This is a genomic window from Nocardiopsis sp. NPDC049922 (genome assembly GCF_040660275.1).
Lineage (GTDB): Bacteria > Actinomycetota > Actinomycetes > Streptosporangiales > Streptosporangiaceae > Nocardiopsis.
Window position 1 is genome coordinate 129773 of the sequence record NZ_JBFAME010000007.1, and the last position, 20015, is coordinate 149787.

The window sequence follows — 20015 nt, forward strand, 5'->3', positions numbered from 1 at the left end:
CAAAAGCTCGACCCGCGCGAGATCGGCGGCTGCGTCTGAGCGTGCTGTCGGACCGCCCCGCTAGAGTGCGGCCCTGGCTGAATCCGTCCTTCCTCGAGGAGATGGTGTGGACGCGCGAACTGTCACCGGGACGGTGCTCACCGGTCACACGGACGGGGTGTCGGGGGTGGCCTTCGTCGACCTGGAGGAGCGCCCGCACGCCGTCTCCTGTAGCTGGGACGGGTCGGTGCGAACCTGGGACCTGGCCGATGGTGCCGAACGCACGGTTCTGACCCATGATCTGGCGGGCGCGGCGAAGTCGATCGGATGCGCGGTACTGGACGGTCGCCCCCACGCGGTGACGAACCACGCGGACGAAGTGTGGGTGTGGGACCTCGGGAACGGTGACGACTGCACGCTGCTGTCCGGACACGAGGACTGGACGCTCGACGTGGCGTGCGCGGTACTGGACGGTCGCCCCCACGCCCTCTCGTCGAGCTACGACGCGACCGTGCGGCTGTGGGACCTTCAGGAGCGCGGGGAGCGCCTGTGTGCGAGCACGGCCAGGCGCCACGGCGACGACGTCCTCGAAGTGGGGCTCGTGGAGCTGGACGGTCGCCCGCACGCCGTCACCAATTCCTGGGACGTGCGGGTGTGGGACCTGCACAGCGGCAGCGAGCGGATCGTGCTCACGCCCGATGACACCGGCGATTCCGTGATCGGGGTGGCCTGCGCGCAGGTGAACGGCCGTCCCCATGCGGTCTTCGTCTGCGAGGACGGCAGGGTTCGGGTGTGGGATCTGGAGTCGAACCGCCGGGTGGACGAGATCGATCTCCCCGGTCTCAGCCACCCGGTCGCCTTCGACGGCTCCCGCATCGCGGTGGGCATGGGCGAGGACATCGTCGTCTTCGACTGGCACCGGTGAGCACCGGCCGCCGTGCGCGCTGCAGGGGTCGGCTTCGGGGTTTGCCCGGGGGCGATCAGCCCAGAAGTCGCTCCCGGAGGGTGGACAGATCCTTCTCGCGGACTCCCGCCTCCAGAAGATAGGCGTAGGCGTCCAGCCCACGGAGCACGTCGAGGACGGTGTCACGGAGCGTGAGTCCACGCTCGGACAACATGGCCGCGATCACCGGCCCCTGGTCCTGGTAGCCCATCGCGGCGAAGAGGGGGGCGAGTTCGGTCGTGGAGAGCTCGTAATCGTCGGCGATCGTAGCGGCCTCGACATCGGCCAGGGCGAGCAGCAGCAGGGCGATCAGACCGGTGCGGTCACGACCGCCTCCACAGTGGAACAGGACGCCGCCTGGACCGGCCTGGGCCAGGGCGCTGATCACCATGGCGCACCGGTCGCCCTTGCGCTGGAGGAAGGGGCGGTAATAGAGGGGCGTCCCATGCAACCGGCGACGTTCGATGTCGGCCCAGAATGCGGTGTCCTCGACGTCGTCCAGGGGTATCTCCAGGCGCGTCATCCCCACCGGCAAGGGTGCCGGGGCCGGTGTTCGTGGGAACACCGCGGACCCTCCTCGGGAGTTCGCTCCCGAGTCCGGGGATGGCCGAACCTCGTCCGGATTGCGCAGATCCACAACGGTGCGCACACCGGCGTCGTAGGCTGCCTTCCAGCCCCGTGCGGTGACGAAGCGCGGATCGGCGGCCCGGATGAAGGCACCCCGTCGGGTGCTGCGCGCGTCGCGGGTGGGCAGACCCCCGAGGTCGCGGATGTTGAAGAACCCGTGCCAGGAGATGTTCCTGTTCTCGCTCATGACGATCAGGGTGACTCAGTCCCATAAAGGAAGAAAAGTCCTTCTGTCACTTTTCAGGGGAGGGGTCGGCTCCGACCTGGACTGGTACGAACAAGGAAACGTGTGGGCACGCGTCACGGACCTGCGTCACCGACCCGAACCCTTCCACCTCGGCACGACGCTCGCCCAACAGGTGCGCACCCTCATGACCACCCGAACCCGCCGCTCGTCGAGAACGGGCCGCTCCCACTGGAGGCTGGGTGGGTGCGGGTCGTTCCACTGGTGGAGACTGCCGCACCGGGAGCAGCCATCCTGTCGAACATCGCCAGAGAGGTCATCATGACCGGCACGACCACCCCGACCGACGACGCCGCCGCGCGTCAGGCGTTGGTCGACCAACTCCGCCATGGGGGACACGTTCGCACCGCCCGTGTGGCCGAGGCGTTCCGAACAGTGCCCAGGCACGCGTTCGTGCCCAACGCCCCTCTGGAAGACGCCTACGCACCCCGCATGACCGTGTCCATCAAGGACAACGACGACGGCCGATCGATCAGCTGCGCGTCCGCGCCCAGGATCGTCGCGATGATGCTGGAACAAGCCGCGCTGGAGCCGGGGATGCGGGTGTTGGAGCTGGGGACGGGGACCGGGTACAACGCCGGACTCCTGGCGCACCTGGTCGGCCCGACCGGGCGGGTGGTGACGATCGACGTCGACTCCGACGTCACCGACCACGCCACCGACCGGCTCAAGGACAACGGGGTCGACAACGTGCGGGTCGTCCTCGGCGACGGGGCGCTCGGACATGCGGACGGTGCTCCCTATGATCGGATCATCGCCACCGTCGGGTCCCATCAGATCCCCGCCGCCTGGGTGCACCAGTTGGCCGACGACGGGCGGTTGATCGCGCCGGTGCGGATCGCCGGGGACGTGAACCGGTCCATCGTCTTCGAGCGTGACGGCGACCGCTGGGTGAGCGTGGACAGCGAACTGGCCACCTTCATGCCGCTGCGAGACAGCATCGGCGACGACACCCGCACCTACGTGCCCGTCGCCGAAGGCGGGACGGTCACGATCCAGGCCAACAAGGAACAGCACATCACTCCCGAACAGGTCACCGGGGTCCTGGAGGAGGCCGCGGTCACGGTGTGGACCGGGGTGACGATCGGCGGTAGGGAACCGCGTGACGGGCTGTGGCTGCGCCTGGCGCTCACCCTCGACAACTCCCTGTCCCGCATGAACGTGTCGCGCGCCGTCATCGACTCCGGACTCGTCACCCCTGGCCTGCCGTGGGGGGACATGGCAAGTGTCCCCGCCACGGGGCGTGGGCTCTCCTACCTCACCGCCCGAAAGGTTCCCGACCAGAAGAACGTGTGGGAGCTGGGAGTGATCGGCCACGGCGAGGCCGGGCACCAGCTCGCTGAGCGCATGGGCTCCGAGATCCGTGACTGGGACCGCCACGCGGACGTGACCTTCGAGCTGATCCTCGATGGTGAGGAGACCACGTTGACCCCGCTGTGGCACTGAGGGCCGGGCACACTCGCCCGTGAGGTTCCTGGTTGGGGACAGGCACCGGAACCACGAGCGGTCTGCCACCCTCGGAAGGCACCCCTGGGGCCGTTCCCGGTTGCGCTTCCGCCTGGTGCCGGGAACGGCCACCACGCTCGCCAGCACGGCCACGAAGGGAACCTGACACTGGAGAAAACCCGGGATCTACTCCGCTGCAAGTTCCTCTACGACGGTCTCGTCGCCGACGCCGTCGCGAAAGTCAACGCCGGAGAACTCCACAGCGGCCAGCCACGCGGCGTCCTCGCCTCCCCGACATCGGGAGCCGACGAGCGCGGAGAAGTCTTCTAGACGGCGCCAGTGCGGTGGCGGACCCAGTCCAGGGCCGCGGCCGCCGCCCGACGCTGGTAGCGGCGCAGATGCGGAACGCCCATCGGCGATGGCTTGCGGCTCATCCGCCTCCAGTACCCGGCGTAGGCGACGGCGTAGCTGGTGAGCACCTCCCCGTCGGCCTCACGCCACGCGCGCCCCAGACAGAAAGCACTCGGCGGCGGGGGTGTGTCCGGCCATGACCAGGTGCGGCACCAGGTCCGCGAGGTCCTGCCAGGGGGCACCGCGCGGTCGAGGACGGCTCCAACTCGGCCACCGAGCAGGGCGTCCCATGCGGGTCGCACGGCAGTGCGCCCGAGCGGCGGATGGGACGGTCGAGAGTGCGGCGCAGGCACGAGAAGACCCCTGGGCGATCCCGCATTCCACGGTGACCGCATGCTGGCGCGGTGTCAGGGTGAGGAAGGCGGAGAGAGGCGGAGGCTCACGGAGACACCGGCGGTTAGAGGAGCCCATCGGTGGCGAGAATGCGACCATGCCCCTCGAACACCCCCGCCCCGACTGGGCCCAGCGCCTGCGCGACGCGCGTCGAGGTCGCGGTTGGGACCTGGCCCGCCTGGCACGCGAGCTGCGCCGCGCTGGCGGGGAGGATGTGACCGCGACGGCCGAAAGCCTGGTGCGGATGATCCGCGACTGGGAGAAGGGCACCTACCGGCCCCGCGAACGCTACCGGCTGCTGCTGGCCCGCGTGCTGGGCCTCGACCTCGACCAGGAAGGCGCGTTCACTCCCGGTCTCCTGGAACTGCCGGGGCGCGGCAGGGCCGCCGAGGTGGCAGCGGCGGTGCGCGCTACCAGCGCTCACATCGTCGCCCTGGACACCCGGTTCGGGGCCCGCGACATGGTGGACGCGGCGGTGCGGGCCGCCGCTCATGCCCACCGCACCGCCATGACGCGGTTCGGCGACGCCCGGGACGTGCTCGCCGCCGCGGCCGAGGCCCAACAGATCGCCGGATGGGTCGCCTACGACGCCGAACGTCAGGACCTGTCCCGGCGCATGAGTCTGGAGGCCCTGCTGAGCGCGCGCATCGCCGGGGATCGGTCCATGGAGTACTTCGTGCTCGGCCAGCTCGCCATGGCCGACACCCACCTGCGCCAACCCGTCGAAGCCGCCCGGATCTGCGACACTGTCCTGTCCGACGGAGCCAAGGGCAGCGTGCGCACGCTGTTCACCCTGCGGGCCGCGCGGGCCGCCGCCCAGATGGGCGAGCACACCCGCGCACGCGACCTGATCGAGGCGACCCGCAGCAGCTACCTGGACGGGCTCCGAGACCGGGATCCGGCGTGGGCGTGGTGGCTGAGCGAAGCCGAGATCGACTGGCACCACGGCATGATCTGCGCCGACACCGGCCAGTGGGGCCAGGCTGTCGAGCGTTTCGCCGCCGCCTGCCACCAGCCCGAGGGGTACGCCTGGGCGGCGTCCATTTACCAGGCGAGCCTGCTGTGGGCGCTGGCCCACGCCCAGGCGTGGGCCGAGGCCGAGACGGTGCTGGTGCGTGACGTGCTGCCCCACCGGGGCGAGGTGGCGTCGGTGCGCACCGAGCGCACGCTCGCCCGCGCGGCCCGCCTGCTGGACGGGGCTCGCGGGCGGCCGAGTCTGCGTGAGGCCGCTCGCGAGCTCACCGCGGCTCCCTGAGAACGAGGACGGTTGAGCCTGCGAGGAGTACTGCCCCCATGCTCTCTCCAGGACATTGATCGCGCGCGGCCTCCTCGTCGGCTGACCCGACCAGGGCCCTCTCGGGTGCAGGCGAATCGTCATGTGGATCGCAGGCCGATGTCAGGTCCCGTGCAGGCGGTTCGTCACGTCCTCCGGGCGACGCTCGTGCTCCGATCTCTAGAGAGGAGCACGGATGAACGACATCCGTCAGCGCGGCGGCCCGGGAGTCAACTTCCAGGCCACCTGGCGCACCGACCGCACCGTCCTGGCCGTCGTCCACCACCTGACCGCCGCGACCCGCCTGGCCGACGTGCTGCCCCTGTTCGAGTCCGACCCCCGGGTGCAGGTCGTCTTCACCGTGCCGCCGTTCTCCCGCGCGGCGCGGAGCGGGGCCGCCTACGTCGACCGGCTGGGCGCGGCCGTGCTCGACTGGGAGCAGGCCACCTCGCGCCGCTTCGACCTGGCCGTCGCCGCGAGCCTCGGCGGCCTCGAACAGCTCGACGCCCCGGTCCTGACCATCGAACACGGCTCCGGACCGGGCAAGCTCCGCGCACGACACTCCGGCGAGGGCCCCGAGGCGCCGCGGGAGATCATCGGGTCCTCCCTGTCCGGGCTGGTCTTCCAGGGCAGGATCGTGCCCGCGATGATCGGCATCCCCCACCACCGGCAGCGGTCGGTCCTGGCCCGGCACGTGCCCCAGGCCGTGGAGGTCGCCCACGTGGTCGGAGACCCCACCTTCGACCGTGTCCTGGCGAGTCTGCCCGAACGCGACACCTACCGGCGCGCGCTGGGCGTGTCGGAGGGGCAGACGCTCGTGTTCGTCTCCTCCACCTGGTGGTCGCACTCGCTCCTGGGCCGCATGCCCGATCTGCCGGGCCGACTCGCGGCCGAACTCGCCCCGCACGGCGTGCGCGTGGTCACGGCCGTGCACCCGGGGGTGCACGCCGTGCACGGGCACCGGCAGGTGCGGGCGTGGATGGGCGACGCCGTCGGGCTCCTGCCCCCGGAGGGCGGCTGGCAGGCGGCGATCGCGGCGTGCGACGTCGTCGTCGGGGACCACGGCAGCGTGACCTACTACGCGGCGGCGGCCGGGCGACCGGTCCTGCTCGCGCAGTTCCCGCACGAGGACGTCGTACCGGCGTCGCACACCGACCTGCTCGGCAGGGCCGTGCCCCGACTGGACGCCGAACGCCCGTTCCTGCCGCAGGTGCGCGCCTGCGCGCGGGAGCACGTTCCCGAACGCGCGGAGTGGTTCACCTCGATGCTCACGTCCGCTCCCGGCGACGCGGCCCGACTGCTGCGCGAGGCGGTCTACCGGCTCATGGGGCTGCCCGAACCGGACCGGCCCGCCGTCGCGCTGCCGGTGCCGCCTCCGGTCCTGTCGCCGTCCCTGCTCGGCCAGGAGCAGCGGTGGTAGGCGTCCGGTTCGTGCGCGCACGGCTGTCCACGCCGGGACGTCCGGCCACGGTGGCCACGGACGACCTCGTGTGGGCCGTGACGGGAGCCTGCGACCACGCGCGGGGGCTGGCGGACGTCATCACCGACGGGTCCGGCGGGGCGACCGCCCTGCTGGACCGTTTCCCCGGATGCCGTGCGGCGGCGGTGCGCGGCGAGCGGTTCTGGAGGGTCGCCGTGGCGGACGGGGGTGCGGTCGCTCTGTCGGCGGCGATCCCCGAGGAACACGTGGCCCTCGTGCTGTGCCTGCTGCACACGGTGGGCGTGCTCGGCGGGGTCGGAGAGGACCCGGCCGCGGTGGCGGGTGCGGTGGTCAGGGCGTTGGGTCGCCCGCCTGGCTCAGACGGAGCTGTGTCTCTGCGGCTTGGGGGGCGCCCAGTTCGGTATAGATGGCGAGTGCGCGCGTCAGATGGTCGCGCTCGTCCGGGGCACGCCGCCTGAGCCGGGCGAGGTCGGCGAGCAGCGTGTGGGCGCGCGCCTCCTCCAGGCGCGCGCCGCAGCGCCGCGCGATCGCCAGCGCCTCGACGAGCGACGCGCGTGCCCGCGGTTCGCGTTCCTCGCGCAGGTGCGTCATGCCCTGGCCGATGAGGGTGCGCAGGGTCATGTAGTCGTCGGCGATGCCGGTGAAGTACCGGTGGGCGCGGGCGAAGTGGTCCAGGGCGGTGTCGTGGGCGCCGAGTTCGCGATGGGCGTCGCCCAGGTGGCGGTCCATCAGCGCGACGCCCCGCTCCACCCCCTCCTCGGCGAAGATCCGCCGGGCCCGGTCGTAGTGGGCGACCGCCCGTTCGTGTTCGCCGGCGATGAGCGCGAGGGTGCCCAGGTTCTCCAGGGAGGTGCCCTGGCCGAGCCTGTGGTCGATCGCCTCCCACAGTTCGAGCGCCCGCGAGTACTCGTCGAGGGCCTGGTCGGTGCGGTGGAGTTTGAGGTGGGCGTTGGCGAGGGCGAGCAGTGTCCGGGCGATCGGCGCCGGGTCCCCGATGGCCTCGGCCGAGGCCAGGGCCAGGGTGTGCGTCTCGGTCCAGGCCTCGAAGTGCTGTCGGAGGGTGAACAGGGCCCACAGGGCTTCGCACAGTTGCCAGGCGGCCTGGTGTCGGCCGGTGTCGTGGCACAGCCGGACCAGGGAGCGCAGGACCGGGAGTTCGGCTTCCAGCCAGGCCAGCGCGGTGTCGTGGTCGGGGAAGGGCGAGGGGGCGTTCGCGGCCTCGGCGAAGAGCGGGCCCAGGTGCCAGCGTCGGGGGTTGAGCCTCAGGTCCGCCGCGACCGCCGTGCGCAGGTGGCGGTCGACGAGCCGGTCGAGGGCCGCCGCGCGCTCGGGTTCGGGTTCGTCGGTGTGGGCCCTGGCGCGGGCGTGGTCGCGGATGAGGTCGTGGAAGCGGTGGCGGCCGTCGGCGTCCTCCTGGAGGAGGTTGGCGTCGAGGAGGGCTTCGATGCGGTCCTCGGTGTCGTAGGGGTCGCCGCCGTCCAGGGCGATCGCGGCGTCGAGGGCGATGCTGGGTCCCGGGTGGAGGCCGAGGAGGCGGTAGAGGCGGGCGACGTCGTCGGGGAGGGCGGTGTAGGAGGCGTCGAAGACGGCGGTCACGGAGCTGTCGCGGTCTCGGCTCAGGGCGGACAGGCGGCGGTGCTCGTCGGAGAGTTCGTCGACGACGCGTTGGGCGGGGCGGCCGGGGCGCAGGCGCAGGCGTCCGGCGACGGCCCGCAGGGCGAGCGGGAGGCGGCCGCACAGGTCGGCGAGTCTGCGGGAGGTGGCTCCGGGGAGGTCGTCGCGGTGGCCGCTGAGGAGGGCGTTGAGGAGCTCGACGGCGGCCTGGTGGTCGAGGGGGCGCACGTGTACGAAGCGGGCGCCGTGGGGGACGAGGCCGAGCAGGTGCAGGCGGGTCGTGACGATGACCCGGTGTGCGCCCTCGCCGGGGAGGAGGGTGCGGACCTGTGCGGGCGAGACGGCGTTGTCGAGCAGGAGGGCCAGCCGCTTTCCGTGGGTGCGGGTGCGGAACTCGGCGGCGCGCGGTTCGAGGCCCTGGGGGATCTGGCGGGCCGGGACGCCCAGGGCGCGGAGGAATCCGTCGAGGACGGCGGCGGGGTCGGCCGGATCGGCTCCGCCGGTGAAGCCCGCGAGGTCGGCGTAGAGCTGGCCGTCGGGGTACTGGTCGGCGTGGTGGGCGAGGAAGTGCGCGGCGAGGGCGGTCTTGCCCACTCCCCCGGTGCCGACGAGGACGGCCAGGTCGGTGTCGTGGTGCGGTGCGGAGGCGAGTTCGCGGAGCTCGCGCTGGCGGTCGGTGAACTCGGTGGGCGGGGGCGGGAGTTGGCGGGGGACGCCGGTGTCGGTGCGGGGCGCGTGGAAGTGGACGCCTCCGTGGATGGCGCCGCTCTGGACGAGGTTGGCGGGTGCGGCGACGTCGGCGTGGTTGTGCGTGGCCCGCGCGGGGTCGGGGTGCTGGGGATGGGTGTCCATGGGACCTCGCACTGTGGGGGTTGTGGAGGGGATCGTCCCCGTTTCTGAGGGGTTGTCAGGAGAGCATTCGATGTCTGATCTTCCCGGGAGGGCGGAGGGTTACACGGGTGGTGTCGGCGCGAACGCGAAGAGCGAGGTGACCGTGGTGTCGGTGAGTGGACGAGACCGCCGCCTTTACGACGTAGATTCACTATCGCCGCAGCACGGAAACCCCGCGCGACCGGGCGTCCCGACGACGAACTCCTTCCACCGCAACGGCTGAATGTGTTGCCTGTCGGGCATTACCACACTGAATCCGTTGCGAACACCATGTTTTACCAATGAATCCCTTGTCAAGTGCGGTGGACTTCGTCACAGTGGAAGAAACCAGGAGCGCGGGACGCCGCGTCCCACTCCCCCGACACAGGCGTCGGGGTCACCACGACCGCTGGACCGGCTCCGGACACCGCTCCTGTCCCGTTTCTGCCAAGGAAGCCCTCATGTGCACGGTCGCCAGCACGGTCATCGCTCCCAGGAGCGCCGACCGGCCCGGAACCGGGTCCGCGCCCGCCGACAGCAGGACCGCCCACCCCGCGCGCCTGTCCCGCCGACTTCCCCACACGCTGCACGCCGCCCGCAACGCGCGCGGAGTCGTCCTGGACTTCCTGCGCGACCTGGGTCAGGAGATCGTCGGTGACGCCGCGCACCTGGTCGTCTCCGAACTGGTGGCCAATGCCGTCAGGCACGGGCGACCGCCCGTGGACCTGACCCTGACCTGGTGGGACGACCGCGCGCGCCGCCCCGGGCTGCTCGTGGAGGTCCTCGACCGCGGGACGCCGGTCCTCCTCGGGCCGAGCACCCGGGTCGGTGACGCCGAGGCCGAGGGCGGCCGGGGCCTGATGCTGGTCGAGGCGTGCAGCGACCGCTGGGGCGTGTGCCACCACGACGGCGCGGGCCTGCACGTGTGGGCCGAGATCGACCGGCCCGGCGCCGCCCGCTGAGCGCTCGGCCCGAAAGGGGCGGTGACACCCGGGGACACGGGACGCCACCGCGGTCCGCGGGCCCGGTCAGGCCGGGCGCGCGCGTCCTCTCACCCCGTCTCCCCCATGCCCGGCAGGCGCCGCTCGATGCTCTCGCGGTCCGGCTCCAGCCACGGCGGCAGCCGCAGGGCGCGGCCCAGTTCGAGCAGCGGTTCGTCGACGTCGAAGCCGGGGCCGTCGGTGGCGATCTCCAGCAGCGCGCCGCCGGGCTCGTTGAAGTAGATCGACGTGAAGTAGCAGCGGTCGCGGACCTCGGTGACGTCCACTCCCTCACGCGTCAGGGCCAGCCGCCAGGCGTCCTGGGCGGTGCGGTCGGGCGCCCGGTAGGCCACGTGGTGGACGCTCCCGGCCGCGACCAGGCCGCGCTCGGCTCCGGGATCGGCCATGACGTCGACGATGGTGCCCACTCCGGGGGTGGCCGCGCCGGTGCGGAAGCGCAGGCGGTCCCCGAACTCGTCCACGAGCCGGAAGCCGAGCCGGTCGCCGAGCATGCGCGCGGTCTCCTCCGCGTCCCGCTCGGTCAGCGTGACCGACCGGATGCCCCGGACGGCGCGCTCGACCGGCACCGCTCCCCCGTCCCAGGGGTCGGTGTCGTGGGGGTCGGCGTTGGCGGCGAGTTCGATGAGCAGGCCGTCGGGGTCGCGCAGCGCCAGGACGTCCTCCTCGGCGCGCTCGGTGGGGCGGGTGGCGGCCACGTTCAGTGCGGCCAGGTGGTCGGCCCACCACCCCAGCGACCCCTCGGGCACGGACAGCGTCGTGGTGGTGGCCTGCCCCGTGCCCGAGCGGCCGGGCGGGGCGTCGGGCCAGGGGAAGAAGGTCAGGACGGTGCCGGGGTTGCCCGCGCGGTCGCCGTAGTACAGGTGGTAGGTGTCGGGGAGGTCGAAGTTCACCGTGCGCTTGACCAGGCGCAGGCCGAGCACGTCGCGGTAGAAGTCCGCGTTGGCGCGGGGATCGGTCGCGATCGCGGTCACGTGGTGCAGGCCCGTGGGGCGCACGTCCATTCCGTCGCCTTCCGACACGTAGTTGAAGTTTGAACAGAACGCCGTGGGAGGACCTGCCCTCCGCCGGTGGCGGCAAACCTCCGGGGAACCGGGTTCAGGAATGGTCCGGCGGTCGGCGCAGGCGCAGGCCCACCAGCGCCGCGAGCGCGCACAGGGCCAGCGCGTAGACCACCGCGCCACGCCAGCCCACGGCGTCGTAGACCAGTCCGCCGCACCAGCTGAACAGGCTCGCCCCCAGGTAGTAGGCGAGCGTGTACACGGCCATGGCCTGCGCCCGCCCGGCCGTCGCGCGGCGGCCCACCCACGCCGAGGCGGTGGCGTGGGCGGCGAAGAACGCGAAGGTCATCACCAGCAGGGCGCCGGCCAGAGCCGCCAGCGACGTGGTGACCAGGCCGGACAGTCCGACCGCCATGAGCGCGGTGGCGGCCAGCAGGACCGCGTACCCGCCCCAGCGAACCGTGGCCGCCCCCGCCACGGCCGACCCGAGCATCCCGGCCGTGTAGGCGAGGAACAGCAGGGAGGCCGTCGACTGGGACAGCCCGAAGGGCTCCTGGACCAGCCGGAACCCGAGCAGGTTGTAGACGGTCATGAACGCGCCCATGAGCAGCAGCGCCTGGGCGTAGAGGGCGGGCAGCCCCCGTGTGGTGAGGGCGGCGCGCAGCCGTCCGCGCGGGCGGGGCCCGGCGACGCGGTCGGGCGCGGGACTCTCGCGGGCGCGCCGACGCGGCAGGACCAGCACGAACACGGCCAGCGCGACCACGCCGAGCAGGGTGTTGGCCGCGATCCCCCACTGCCAGCCGCCCAGGTCCGCCGCGAACCCGGCCAGCAGGCGCCCGCCCATGCCGCCCAGCGGGTTGCCCGCGATGTACAGCCCGGTGGCGCGCGGGGCGTCGACGGGGTGGATCTCCTCGGCGAGGTAGGCCACGGCGGCCGCGGGCACGCCGCCCAGGGCCGCCCCCTGGAGGGCGCGGACGGTCAGCAGGACCGGCAGGTCGGCGGCGAGGGGCGCCAGGCAACCGAGGAGGGTGGCCGCCAGCAGGGAGAGGGCGATGACGCGGGCTCGGCCGATCCGGTCGGCGGCCCCGCTCCAGACGAGCGTGAACCCGGCCAGGCCGCCGGTGGCCAGGGACGCGGCCAGCGCCGCCTCGGCGGCGGAGGCGTCGAAGCCGGTGGCGATGGCGGGCAGGATCGGCTGGACCGACCACAGTTGGGCGAAGGTGGCCACGGCGGCGGCGACCATGGCGACGACCGTGCGCCGGTAGGCGCGGGTGCCCGCGCGCGGACGGGTGTCGTGGACGGGCACGGAACTGCTGGTCGCGGACATGGTTCCACGCTAGGAAGACCCGTTTCATACGTCCAATGCATGTGTTGTGGTTGTTCCATACTGAAAGGTATGAGTACTCCTGATGCCCTGGTCAGCGTCCTGGCGCCGCGGCTGCGCATGGTCGCGGCGGTGGCCGAGACCGAGCACGTCACCCAGGCCGCCGAGGTGCTGGACATGCCCCAGCCGACGCTGAGCCGCGCGTTGGCCCGGCTCCAGGAGGAGCTGGGGATGGCGCTGGTGGAGCGCACGGGGCGCGGGGTGCGGCTGACCCGCGCCGGTCGGCTGTTGCTGCCGCACGTGCGGCGTGCCCTGGAGGACCTGCGGGCGGGGTTGGCGGAGCTGACCGACGCCGAGGAGGGGCGGGTGGCGCTGACCTTCCTGCCGACGCTGGGCGTGGAGGTGGTTCCGGCGCTGCTGCGCGGGTTCCGGGCGCGGCATCCGGGGGTGCGGTTCACGCTGACCCAGGAGGCGTGGGCGGAGTCGCTGCGGCGGGTCTCCTCGGGTGGCGCGGATCTGGCGCTGACCTCGCCGCTGCCGTCCGGGCCGGGGCTGGCGTCGGCGACCCTGCACACGCAGGCGCTGCGGCTCGTGGTGCCCGAGGATCACCCGTTGGCGTCCGTGACGGGCGGGGTGCGGGTGGCGGAGGCGGCCGGGGACGAGTTCATCCTGCTCAAGCCGGGGCGCGGGGTGCGCCACCTGACCGACCGGTTGTCCGACCGCGCGGGGTTCACGCCCCGGGTGGCGTTCGAGGCCGACGACATCGCGACGGCGCGCGGGCTGGTCGCGGCGGGGCTCGGGGTGGCGGTGCTGCCCGCGCGTCCCCGGGGGCCGTTGGGCGGGACGGTGGAGCTGGCGATCCGCGGGGCCGACACCACGCGGCCGATCGGGGTGGTCTGGCCGGAGGAGGGGTCCGGGGGCGGGTACGAACCCCCGGCGGTGGCGCTGTTCCGTGCGCACGTGCGGCGGGTGGGGCCGAGCCTCATCCCCGATCTGACGGGCTGAGGCTCGGCCCCGCTCCCTCGACGCCGACCGGACCCGGACCCGCCCGGACCGGCGCCACGTGCGCGGGGTTCCCGTCCCTGGGACGCGAGACCCCGCACGCGGTGGAGGCGTACGTTCTCCCGGATGACGTCCCACCACGTGGTGGAACTCTTCCGGCCCTGTCCCCCGGATGCGCGTCTGTGCTCCCCGGCCAGGGGCGTCGAGGCCGCACGGTGGCCGTCCGGCTACGGCAGCCCACCGGGAGGACCCGCAAGGACGCGGCCGTAGGAAAGTTGCACCACGCCAGGGGACGTGACCTTCTCCCGGACGACGCAGACGGTGCTCGGCTCTGGCGCCGCACCCGCCGCGGCCCGTCGCCGTGTGCGCCGGGTGCACCCCGTTCGACGTCGGCTAGCGGACGGCGGCGGTGGCGGTGCCGACGCCGTTCTTGGCCTGCTGGATCTCGGCGTAGACGCGGGCGCGCAGTTCGGTGAACCGCTCGTCCTGGCGAGTGGTCAGCTGGTCGCGTTCCACGGGCAGGTCGACGGTGATGTCGTCCTGCACGACGGTGGGCGAGGAGGACAGCACCAGGACGCGTTCGCCGAGGTAGACGGCCTCGTCGATGTCGTGGGTGACGAACAGGACCGTCACGCCCAGGCGCTGCCAGAGGTCGCGGATGAGGTCCTCCAGGTCGGCGCGGGTCTGGGCGTCGACGGCGGCGAAGGGCTCGTCCATGAGCAGGACCTTGGGCTCGTAGGCGACGGCGCGGGCGATGGCCACGCGCTGCTGCATGCCGCCGGAGAGCTGCCAGGGGTAGGAGTCGGCGAACGCGGTGAGTCCGACCGCCTCCAGGGACTCGGCGACGAGCTCCTGGCGGCGCCGCTTGGGCAGCTTCTTCTCCTTCAGGGGAAGTTCGACGTTGGCGCGCACGGTCATCCAGGCGAAGAGGCTGCGCCCGTACTCCTGGAAGACCACGGCCATGTCGGGCGGCGGGGCGGTGACGTGCGCGCCGGCGAGTTCGACGGTGCCGCTGGTGGGCGGCATGAGTCCGGCGATGCACTTGAGCAGGGTGGTCTTGCCGCAGCCGGAGGGGCCGACCAGGCAGACGAGTTCGCCCTCGCCGAGTTCGAAGGTGAGGTCGCGGACGGCCTCGACGGCGTTCCCTCCCCCGTGGTAGGTCTTGCGCAGTCCCGTGACCTTGAGCATGGTGGCGTGTTCTCCTTGGTGGTGGGTCTACTCGCCGCGGTGGGCGGCGCGCAGGCCGCGGTGCCAGCGAAGGACGCGTCCCTCGACGAGTTCGAAGGCGGCGGACAGGGCGAAGCCGATGAGTCCGAGCAGGACCATGCCGGCCCACATCTCGGGGATGGCGAAGGTGCGCTGGAACTGCACGATGGCGAAGCCCAGGCCGCTGGAGCTGGCGAACATCTCGCTGATGACCATGAGGATGACGGCCAGGGCCAGGGCCAGGCGCAGTCCCGCCATGATCTGGGGACTGGCCGAGCGCAGGACGAGCACGCGCAGGCGGGTGCCGGTGCGCAGCCCGTAGCAGCGGGCGGTGTCGGCCAGGACGGGGTCGACGGCGCGGACGCCCTCGACGGTGTTGAGCAGGATGGGCCACACGCAGCCGGAGACGATGACCAGGACCTTCATGGTGTCGTCGATGCCCACGAGCAGGATCATCAGCGGGATCAGGACCGGCGGCGGGATGGCGCGCAGGAACTCCAGGACGGGTTCGAGGACGGCGCGCACGCGGGTGGACAGGCCCAGGACCACGCCCAGGGACACGCCCAGGACGACGGCGACGGTGAAGCCGGTCAGCAGTCGGACGAGGCTGGGGACGACGTCGACGAGCAGGCGCTCGGAGAACCACAGGTCGACGAAGGCGCCCGCGATGAGGTCGGGCGGGGGCGTGTAGAAGCCGCCGGAGGTGGCGGTGGAGTAGGCGTAGAGGCCGATGAGCAGCGCGGGCAGCAGCAGGATGTGCGCCGTGCGCAGGAGGGTCCGAGCGGCGGCGGTGGCGGGGCGGGGCCGCGCGGGGTGGCCGGGCGCGGCGGCCCGGGTGGGGCGGTTCATGGGGTGGCCTCCCCGCGGACGGAGGTGTGCCAGCGCAGCACGCGCCGTTCCAGGACGCGCACGCCCGTGTTGATGGCCACGCCCAGGACGCCGGTGGCGACGATGAGGGCGTAGACGTAGGCGACGGCGTTGCTGGACTGGGCGACGGCGATCTCCTGGCCGATGCCGGGAGAGCCGATGATCAGCTGGGCGGTGATGGACAGGATGAGGGCGACGGACGCCGCCAGGCGCAGGCCGGTCATGAGGTAGGGCAGCGTGGTGGGCCACACGACGTGCCTGATGCGGGCCAGGCGGCCCAGCCCGTAGCAGCGGGCGGTCTGTTCGGCGACGGGGTCGACGTCGGCGACGCCGTAGAGCACCTGGATGTAGATGAGCCAGAAGCAGGCGTAGACGACCAGGAGCAGTGTGGACCGGATGTCGGTGCCGTAGAGCAGGACGGCCAGCGGGATCAGGGCCACCGAGGGGATGGGGCGCAGGAAGTCGACCGTGGAGGTGGTGAAGGCGCGCACGCGGGGCAGGGAGCCCAGGGCGAGGCCGAGCACCGTCGCGGCGGCGAAGGCGATGGCCAGGCCCAGGGCCCACCCGTGGAGGGTGTCGCCGACCGCGGTCCAGAATCCGGGTGTGGTCGCGCGCTGGGCGAGGACGGTCAGGACCTCGGAGGCGGGCGGCAGGTAGCGGTCGGAGACCAGGCCCAGTCGCGGTACGGCCTCCCACAGCAGGAGGAGGGAGGCGATGCCCACGGCTCCCAAGAGGGCGCGGTCGGGTCCGGTGCGGGCGGGGCCGCGCGGGCGGGCGGCCCGGTCGGGCGTGCCGGGTGTGCGCCCCGCGTCGGCGGTGTCTGTCTTGGTCATCTGATCAGTGCGTCCAGGTCGGGTGGGGGTGGGCACGGGGCGGGCGCGTCCCGGTGGCGGATGGGGTCCTTCAGCGGTAGAGGCCCTCCAGGTCGGCCTCGGCGTCGATCACGCCGTCCTGGAGCATGAGGTCGGCGAGCGTCCGAACGGAGTCGCGGTCGATCTCGGAGGGGAAGCGCGGCAGGATGAGCGCGTCGACGACGCTCTGGTCGATCTCGGTGTAGCTGGTCATGACCGCGCGGACCGCGTCGGGGTGGTCCTGGGCGTAGGCCAGGGACTCCTCCAGCGCGGCGGTGACGGAGGCGAAGAGTTCGGGGTCCTCGGCCAGGCGCTGCTCGGAGGTGAAGTAGGCGGCCACGGTCAGGTCGGGGTCGGTGTCGACGAAGTTGGAGGCGACCTCGCGGCCGCCGGCCTGGCGGATCACCGTGCCGAAGGGCTCCACGGCCCAGACCGCGTCGACCTGCCCGGTCTCCAGGGCGGCGGGCATGTCGGGGAAGGGCAGTTCGACGAACTCGATGTCGGTGGGGTCGCCGCCGGCCACGCGGACGGCCTGGCGGACGGTGGTGTCGCCGATGTTGCTGAGGGTGTTGATGGCGATCCTGGCGCTCTCCAGGTCGGCCGCGCTCTCGACGTCGCTGTCGCCGGGGACGAAGACGCCGCCGAGGTCGGCGCCCTGTTCGCCGGTGCTGGTGACGCCGTTGGTGAGGGTGGTCAGGGGCAGGCCCCGCTCGCGGGCGATGATGAGCGAGACCATGTTGGAGAAGCCCAGGTCGAATTCGCCGCTGACCACGCCGGGGACGATCGCGGCGCCACCGGAGCTGGACTCCAGGGTCAGGTCGATGCCGTGCGCTTCGAAGATGCCCTGCTCGACGCCGAGGTAGACGGGGGCGACGTCGACGATCGGGATGACGCCGGCGGTCAGCTGGGCGAGCTCACCGTCCTCCTGGGACGAGGGGTCCTGGCCAGCGCAGGCGGTGGTGGCCAGGAGGGCGGTACCGGCGGCCAGGGCGAGCAGGCGGTGACGCATGGGGGCTCCAGGGGGTTCAGAGTTCAGGGGTGGGTGGCTCCGCCGAACGTCGTGTGCGATTGGCGAACATAAGTTCATTTAGCGAACACGAATTTAGGTGATGCGGCTCACCAGGTCAAGTGCCGTGCCGCACACGCGTCCGCGACGTCACGGTACGGGAGTGGGCCGCATCGGCGGTGTCCGGCGTGCGTGCCGTCGGACGCGGCCCGGTCCTCGGCCCCGGCGCCCTCGGAGGCGGCGGTGTCGGCGTCGGAGCGGGCGGCGAGCGCGAGGTCGGGGGCGGCGAGGAGGCTCGGACGTGGCATGGCGCTGTCTCCTCGCGGGGGCGATCGTGCCGGGGAAAGGTCACGTGCGGGATCCGGGCGGGGTCACGGCCCGGGGCGCCGGGCGGTCGGACACCCACGGTGCGGGTGGGCCCGTGGGACCGGGAGGAGACCCCCCGGCACGCACGCGAGCGCGTCCGGCGCGCCTCAACCTGACACACACGGGACTCCCCGGAAAGGGGGGGCGGGACATGACTTCTCGCACATGTGCGGACACACCGCGTGGGCTTCGGGGGCGGAGCTCGTGTGGCGAGGGCGGCGACAGCGCCACCTTTACGACGTAGATTCCTTGTCTTCGACGCTTTCCGGCCTCCCCGAGCGGGCCGACGAATCCCCTGGAGGACAGTCGGTCGGCGTCGGTCGGTCAGTGGGTCGGACCCGCCGGAGAAGCCACCACACGTCCTCACCGTCAGTCGACCGTGACGGTGGCCTCCATGCCCCTGTCCCGATGGTCGCCCACCGAGCAGTAGAAGGTGTACGTGCCCGGTCCCAGCGTGACCGTGCCGCTGGCGGTCCGCCCGGGTTCGGTCACGGGGATGACCCGCCGGTCGCCGAGCTCCTCGATCACGAGGTCGTGCGGGGCCCGGCCGGCGTTCTCGAAGTCGATCCGGACCGAGCCCCGGGGCAGGGTCGCCGGGATCCCGTCGAGGGAGAAGTCCTCGGCGGTGACGACGATCGTCTCCGCGGTGACGCCGCCGTCGCCCCCCTCCTCCTCCCCCTCGGTCCCCTCCGGCGCCTCCGTCACGGTCTGCTCCCGGGTGGGCGCGGCGGGCTCGTCGGCGGCACAGGCCGTCACGCCCAGGGCCGCGGCCGCCAGCAGGGCGACGAGGGTCAGGCGTGGCATCGGAACTCCTTCGGCGCGTCGGCGAGCGGGCGGATGCGCCCCCGTACCGGTCTACCGGGAGTCCGGCCGACACGCCGGGAGTGGCGCGCCCACGGGTCGGAATCGATGGGAGGAGGCCGACGGGTCACGGGGGCGGGTCCGCCGTCCGGGGCAGGACGGGCCCCGGACCGCCCACACCCGCCCCCGTGCCGGTGCCCCATCCTCAGACCCGGCGACCACGCTGTCAACCTGCGAGGAAACGGGACCGGAGACCGATCGAGCCCCCGGTCCGAGGCGCCGCCGAACCTCCCAGAACGACACGTTCGAGGACCCCGCGTTGCATACCGGGGTAGCGGATTGGATAGGCTAGCCTAACCTTCATGTGCATGGTCGGCGTGCCGTCACGACTCGCCCCCCGTGTGTCCGTGTGCCTGTCGGCGCCCCACACCCGATTGGAACCAAGAGCGTGCGTCTACCCACCGCCCCGGACGGCAGCCGCGGCTGCTCGGCCCTGGCCCGCTACACCGGCGAGCAGATCGCCGCGACGGCGGGCACCACCGGTGGTTGGCTGCTGGTCGAACACCCCGGCCCCTGGCGCCACCCCGCGTTCGCCAGCCCCGGCCTGGACAAGGCCGTCGTCTCCAAGCTCGCCGAGCGCATCGTCGGCCGCGACGTCAAACCCCAGCTCATCAAGCGTCCGGGCGGCAGGCGGCCGGGCGAGGGGCAGGGGCCGCGCCGGGCGTACTACGCGCACACCAGCCGGACCACGCCGTGGGTGCGCATGGTCGAGTTCGAGGACCTGGCCGAACTGCTGGAGTACGACGTCACCGCCGTGGAGAAGCCCGAGCCGCCGGACTTCGGCGTCCCCGTCGAGCACTCGCTGTACCTGGTGTGCACCCACGCCAAGAAGGACCCGTGCTGCGCGGTGCTGGGGCGTCCCGTGGCCGCCGCGCTGGCCGGGGGGCCGGCCGAGGTGTGGGAGACCACCCACGTGGGCGGCGACCGGTTCGCCGCCAACCTGGTGGCGCTCCCCCAGGGCCACTACTTCGGCCGCCTGGACCCGGAGTCGGCCGTGCGCACGGTGACCGCCTTCGAGCGCGGCGACGTCGTCCCCGACAACTACCGCGGCCGGTGCACCGACTCCTCCGCCGTCCAGGCCGCCGACGCCGCGCTGCGGTCCCGGCTGGGGACGGTGGGCGTGGACGCGGTGGCCCACCTCGACGAGGAGTACACCGACGACGACGTGCGCGTGACCCTGGGCCACGGCGGCGGGGTGTACACCGTGTCGGTGACCGCCGAGGAGGGCCCGGAGTGCGCGACGACCTGCTCGGCGATCGCCCCCAGTAGACCCGTGCGCCACCGCGTCACGGAGATCACCGAGGGCCGCGTCGGCGCGGGCGCGCGCTGAACCGCGCAGGACCCGGGCCTCT

Annotated in this window: 18 protein-coding genes; 7 read left to right on the forward strand and 11 right to left on the reverse strand. The window is 72.7% G+C overall.

Going from position 1 to position 20015, the window contains the following annotated elements; translation table 11 throughout:
- Positions 1-106 precede the first annotated feature (106 nt).
- Positions 107-904: a hypothetical protein gene (locus AB0I72_RS15225; RefSeq protein WP_358567993.1), complete on the forward strand. Its 798-nt coding sequence runs from the start codon at positions 107-109 to the stop codon at positions 902-904.
- A gap of 55 nt (positions 905-959) precedes the next feature.
- Here AB0I72_RS15225 and AB0I72_RS15230 read toward each other — a convergent pair whose 3' ends face one another.
- Positions 960-1736: a tyrosine-protein phosphatase gene (locus AB0I72_RS15230; protein WP_358567996.1), complete on the reverse strand. Its 777-nt coding sequence runs from the start codon at positions 1734-1736 to the stop codon at positions 960-962.
- Between the two features lie 318 nt (positions 1737-2054).
- Between AB0I72_RS15230 and fxlM the strand changes: the two genes are divergently transcribed.
- Positions 2055-3239, forward strand: coding sequence for a methyltransferase, FxLD system (fxlM, locus tag AB0I72_RS15235; protein WP_358567999.1), 1185 nt, complete (start codon positions 2055-2057; stop codon positions 3237-3239).
- 326 nt (positions 3240-3565) lie between these two features.
- On the opposite strand, the gene AB0I72_RS15240 is transcribed toward fxlM, so the two are convergent.
- The gene (locus AB0I72_RS15240) at positions 3566-3718 is read right to left on the reverse strand and encodes a hypothetical protein (RefSeq protein WP_358568002.1); all 153 of its coding nucleotides are present in this window, start codon (positions 3716-3718) and stop codon (positions 3566-3568) included.
- A gap of 362 nt (positions 3719-4080) precedes the next feature.
- On the opposite strand from AB0I72_RS15240, the gene AB0I72_RS15245 reads away from it, so the two are divergent.
- A complete protein-coding gene (locus tag AB0I72_RS15245) occupies positions 4081-5238 on the forward strand; it encodes a DNA-binding protein (RefSeq protein WP_358568005.1) in 1158 nt (385 codons plus the stop codon).
- A 214-nt stretch (positions 5239-5452) separates the two neighbouring features.
- Positions 5453-6676 (forward strand): hypothetical protein, encoded by a 1224-nt coding sequence (locus AB0I72_RS15250; protein ID WP_358568008.1) that lies wholly within the window; start codon positions 5453-5455, stop codon positions 6674-6676.
- Positions 6677-7027: 351 nt separating this feature from the next.
- On the opposite strand, the gene AB0I72_RS15255 is transcribed toward AB0I72_RS15250, so the two are convergent.
- A complete protein-coding gene (locus tag AB0I72_RS15255; protein ID WP_358568011.1) occupies positions 7028-9163 on the reverse strand; it encodes a tetratricopeptide repeat protein in 2136 nt (711 codons plus the stop codon).
- Positions 9164-9642: 479 nt separating this feature from the next.
- Here AB0I72_RS15255 and AB0I72_RS15260 point away from each other — a divergent pair, with 479 nt between their 5' ends.
- Positions 9643-10143: an ATP-binding protein gene (locus AB0I72_RS15260; RefSeq protein ID WP_358568014.1), complete on the forward strand. Its 501-nt coding sequence runs from the start codon at positions 9643-9645 to the stop codon at positions 10141-10143.
- Positions 10144-10232: 89 nt separating this feature from the next.
- On the opposite strand, the gene AB0I72_RS15265 is transcribed toward AB0I72_RS15260, so the two are convergent.
- Positions 10233-11183: a ring-cleaving dioxygenase gene (locus AB0I72_RS15265; protein WP_358568017.1), complete on the reverse strand. Its 951-nt coding sequence runs from the start codon at positions 11181-11183 to the stop codon at positions 10233-10235.
- 94 nt (positions 11184-11277) lie between these two features.
- Positions 11278-12507 (reverse strand): MFS transporter, encoded by a 1230-nt coding sequence (locus tag AB0I72_RS15270; protein WP_358568020.1) that lies wholly within the window; start codon positions 12505-12507, stop codon positions 11278-11280.
- Between the two features lie 69 nt (positions 12508-12576).
- Between AB0I72_RS15270 and AB0I72_RS15275 the strand changes: the two genes are divergently transcribed.
- Complete coding sequence (locus tag AB0I72_RS15275) at positions 12577-13509, forward strand: LysR family transcriptional regulator (RefSeq protein ID WP_358568023.1); 933 nt, start codon at positions 12577-12579, stop codon at positions 13507-13509.
- Between the two features lie 390 nt (positions 13510-13899).
- Here AB0I72_RS15275 and AB0I72_RS15280 read toward each other — a convergent pair whose 3' ends face one another.
- The 6 genes from AB0I72_RS15280 to AB0I72_RS15305 form a co-directional block, all read right to left on the reverse strand.
- Entirely contained in the window at positions 13900-14694 is a 795-nt protein-coding gene (locus AB0I72_RS15280) for an ABC transporter ATP-binding protein (RefSeq protein WP_358568026.1), read from the reverse strand.
- 27 nt (positions 14695-14721) lie between these two features.
- Positions 14722-15561, reverse strand: coding sequence for an ABC transporter permease (locus AB0I72_RS15285; protein ID WP_358568029.1), 840 nt, complete (start codon positions 15559-15561; stop codon positions 14722-14724).
- Complete coding sequence (locus AB0I72_RS15290) at positions 15558-16412, reverse strand: ABC transporter permease (RefSeq protein ID WP_358568032.1); 855 nt, start codon at positions 16410-16412, stop codon at positions 15558-15560. The genes AB0I72_RS15285 and AB0I72_RS15290 overlap by 4 nt, the downstream gene beginning before the upstream one ends.
- Before the next feature lie 70 nt (positions 16413-16482).
- Positions 16483-17439 carry an ABC transporter substrate-binding protein gene (locus tag AB0I72_RS15295; protein WP_358568035.1) on the reverse strand — a complete coding sequence of 319 codons (957 nt, stop codon included), beginning with the start codon at positions 17437-17439 and terminating at the stop codon, positions 16483-16485.
- Positions 17440-17546: 107 nt separating this feature from the next.
- Entirely contained in the window at positions 17547-17744 is a 198-nt protein-coding gene (locus AB0I72_RS15300; protein WP_358568038.1) for a hypothetical protein, read from the reverse strand.
- A 427-nt stretch (positions 17745-18171) separates the two neighbouring features.
- Positions 18172-18606 carry a cupredoxin domain-containing protein gene (locus AB0I72_RS15305; protein WP_358568041.1) on the reverse strand — a complete coding sequence of 145 codons (435 nt, stop codon included), beginning with the start codon at positions 18604-18606 and terminating at the stop codon, positions 18172-18174.
- A 445-nt stretch (positions 18607-19051) separates the two neighbouring features.
- On the opposite strand from AB0I72_RS15305, the gene AB0I72_RS15310 reads away from it, so the two are divergent.
- Entirely contained in the window at positions 19052-19993 is a 942-nt protein-coding gene (locus AB0I72_RS15310; protein WP_358568043.1) for a sucrase ferredoxin, read from the forward strand.
- Positions 19994-20015 lie beyond the last annotated feature (22 nt).

What these genes read in the sequence shown, in the direction of transcription:
- fxlM (WP_358567999.1), top strand. Translation starts at nt 2,055, where the DNA reads ATGACCGGCACGACCACCCCGACCGACGACGCCGCCGCGCGTCAGGCG.
- AB0I72_RS15305 (WP_358568041.1), bottom strand. Translation starts at nt 18,606, where the DNA reads ATGCCACGCCTGACCCTCGTCGCCCTGCTGGCGGCCGCGGCCCTGGGC.
- AB0I72_RS15295 (WP_358568035.1), bottom strand. Translation starts at nt 17,439, where the DNA reads ATGCGTCACCGCCTGCTCGCCCTGGCCGCCGGTACCGCCCTCCTGGCC.
- AB0I72_RS15260 (WP_358568014.1), top strand. Translation starts at nt 9,643, where the DNA reads ATGTGCACGGTCGCCAGCACGGTCATCGCTCCCAGGAGCGCCGACCGG.
- AB0I72_RS15250 (WP_358568008.1), top strand. Translation starts at nt 5,453, where the DNA reads ATGAACGACATCCGTCAGCGCGGCGGCCCGGGAGTCAACTTCCAGGCC.
- AB0I72_RS15245 (WP_358568005.1), top strand. Translation starts at nt 4,081, where the DNA reads ATGCCCCTCGAACACCCCCGCCCCGACTGGGCCCAGCGCCTGCGCGAC.
- AB0I72_RS15265 (WP_358568017.1), bottom strand. Translation starts at nt 11,183, where the DNA reads ATGGACGTGCGCCCCACGGGCCTGCACCACGTGACCGCGATCGCGACC.
- AB0I72_RS15300 (WP_358568038.1), bottom strand. Translation starts at nt 17,744, where the DNA reads ATGCCACGTCCGAGCCTCCTCGCCGCCCCCGACCTCGCGCTCGCCGCC.
- AB0I72_RS15285 (WP_358568029.1), bottom strand. Translation starts at nt 15,561, where the DNA reads ATGAACCGCCCCACCCGGGCCGCCGCGCCCGGCCACCCCGCGCGGCCC.
- AB0I72_RS15270 (WP_358568020.1), bottom strand. Translation starts at nt 12,507, where the DNA reads ATGTCCGCGACCAGCAGTTCCGTGCCCGTCCACGACACCCGTCCGCGC.
- AB0I72_RS15275 (WP_358568023.1), top strand. Translation starts at nt 12,577, where the DNA reads ATGAGTACTCCTGATGCCCTGGTCAGCGTCCTGGCGCCGCGGCTGCGC.
- AB0I72_RS15290 (WP_358568032.1), bottom strand. Translation starts at nt 16,412, where the DNA reads ATGACCAAGACAGACACCGCCGACGCGGGGCGCACACCCGGCACGCCC.
- AB0I72_RS15255 (WP_358568011.1), bottom strand. Translation starts at nt 9,163, where the DNA reads ATGGACACCCATCCCCAGCACCCCGACCCCGCGCGGGCCACGCACAAC.
- AB0I72_RS15280 (WP_358568026.1), bottom strand. Translation starts at nt 14,694, where the DNA reads ATGCTCAAGGTCACGGGACTGCGCAAGACCTACCACGGGGGAGGGAAC.
- AB0I72_RS15230 (WP_358567996.1), bottom strand. Translation starts at nt 1,736, where the DNA reads ATGAGCGAGAACAGGAACATCTCCTGGCACGGGTTCTTCAACATCCGC.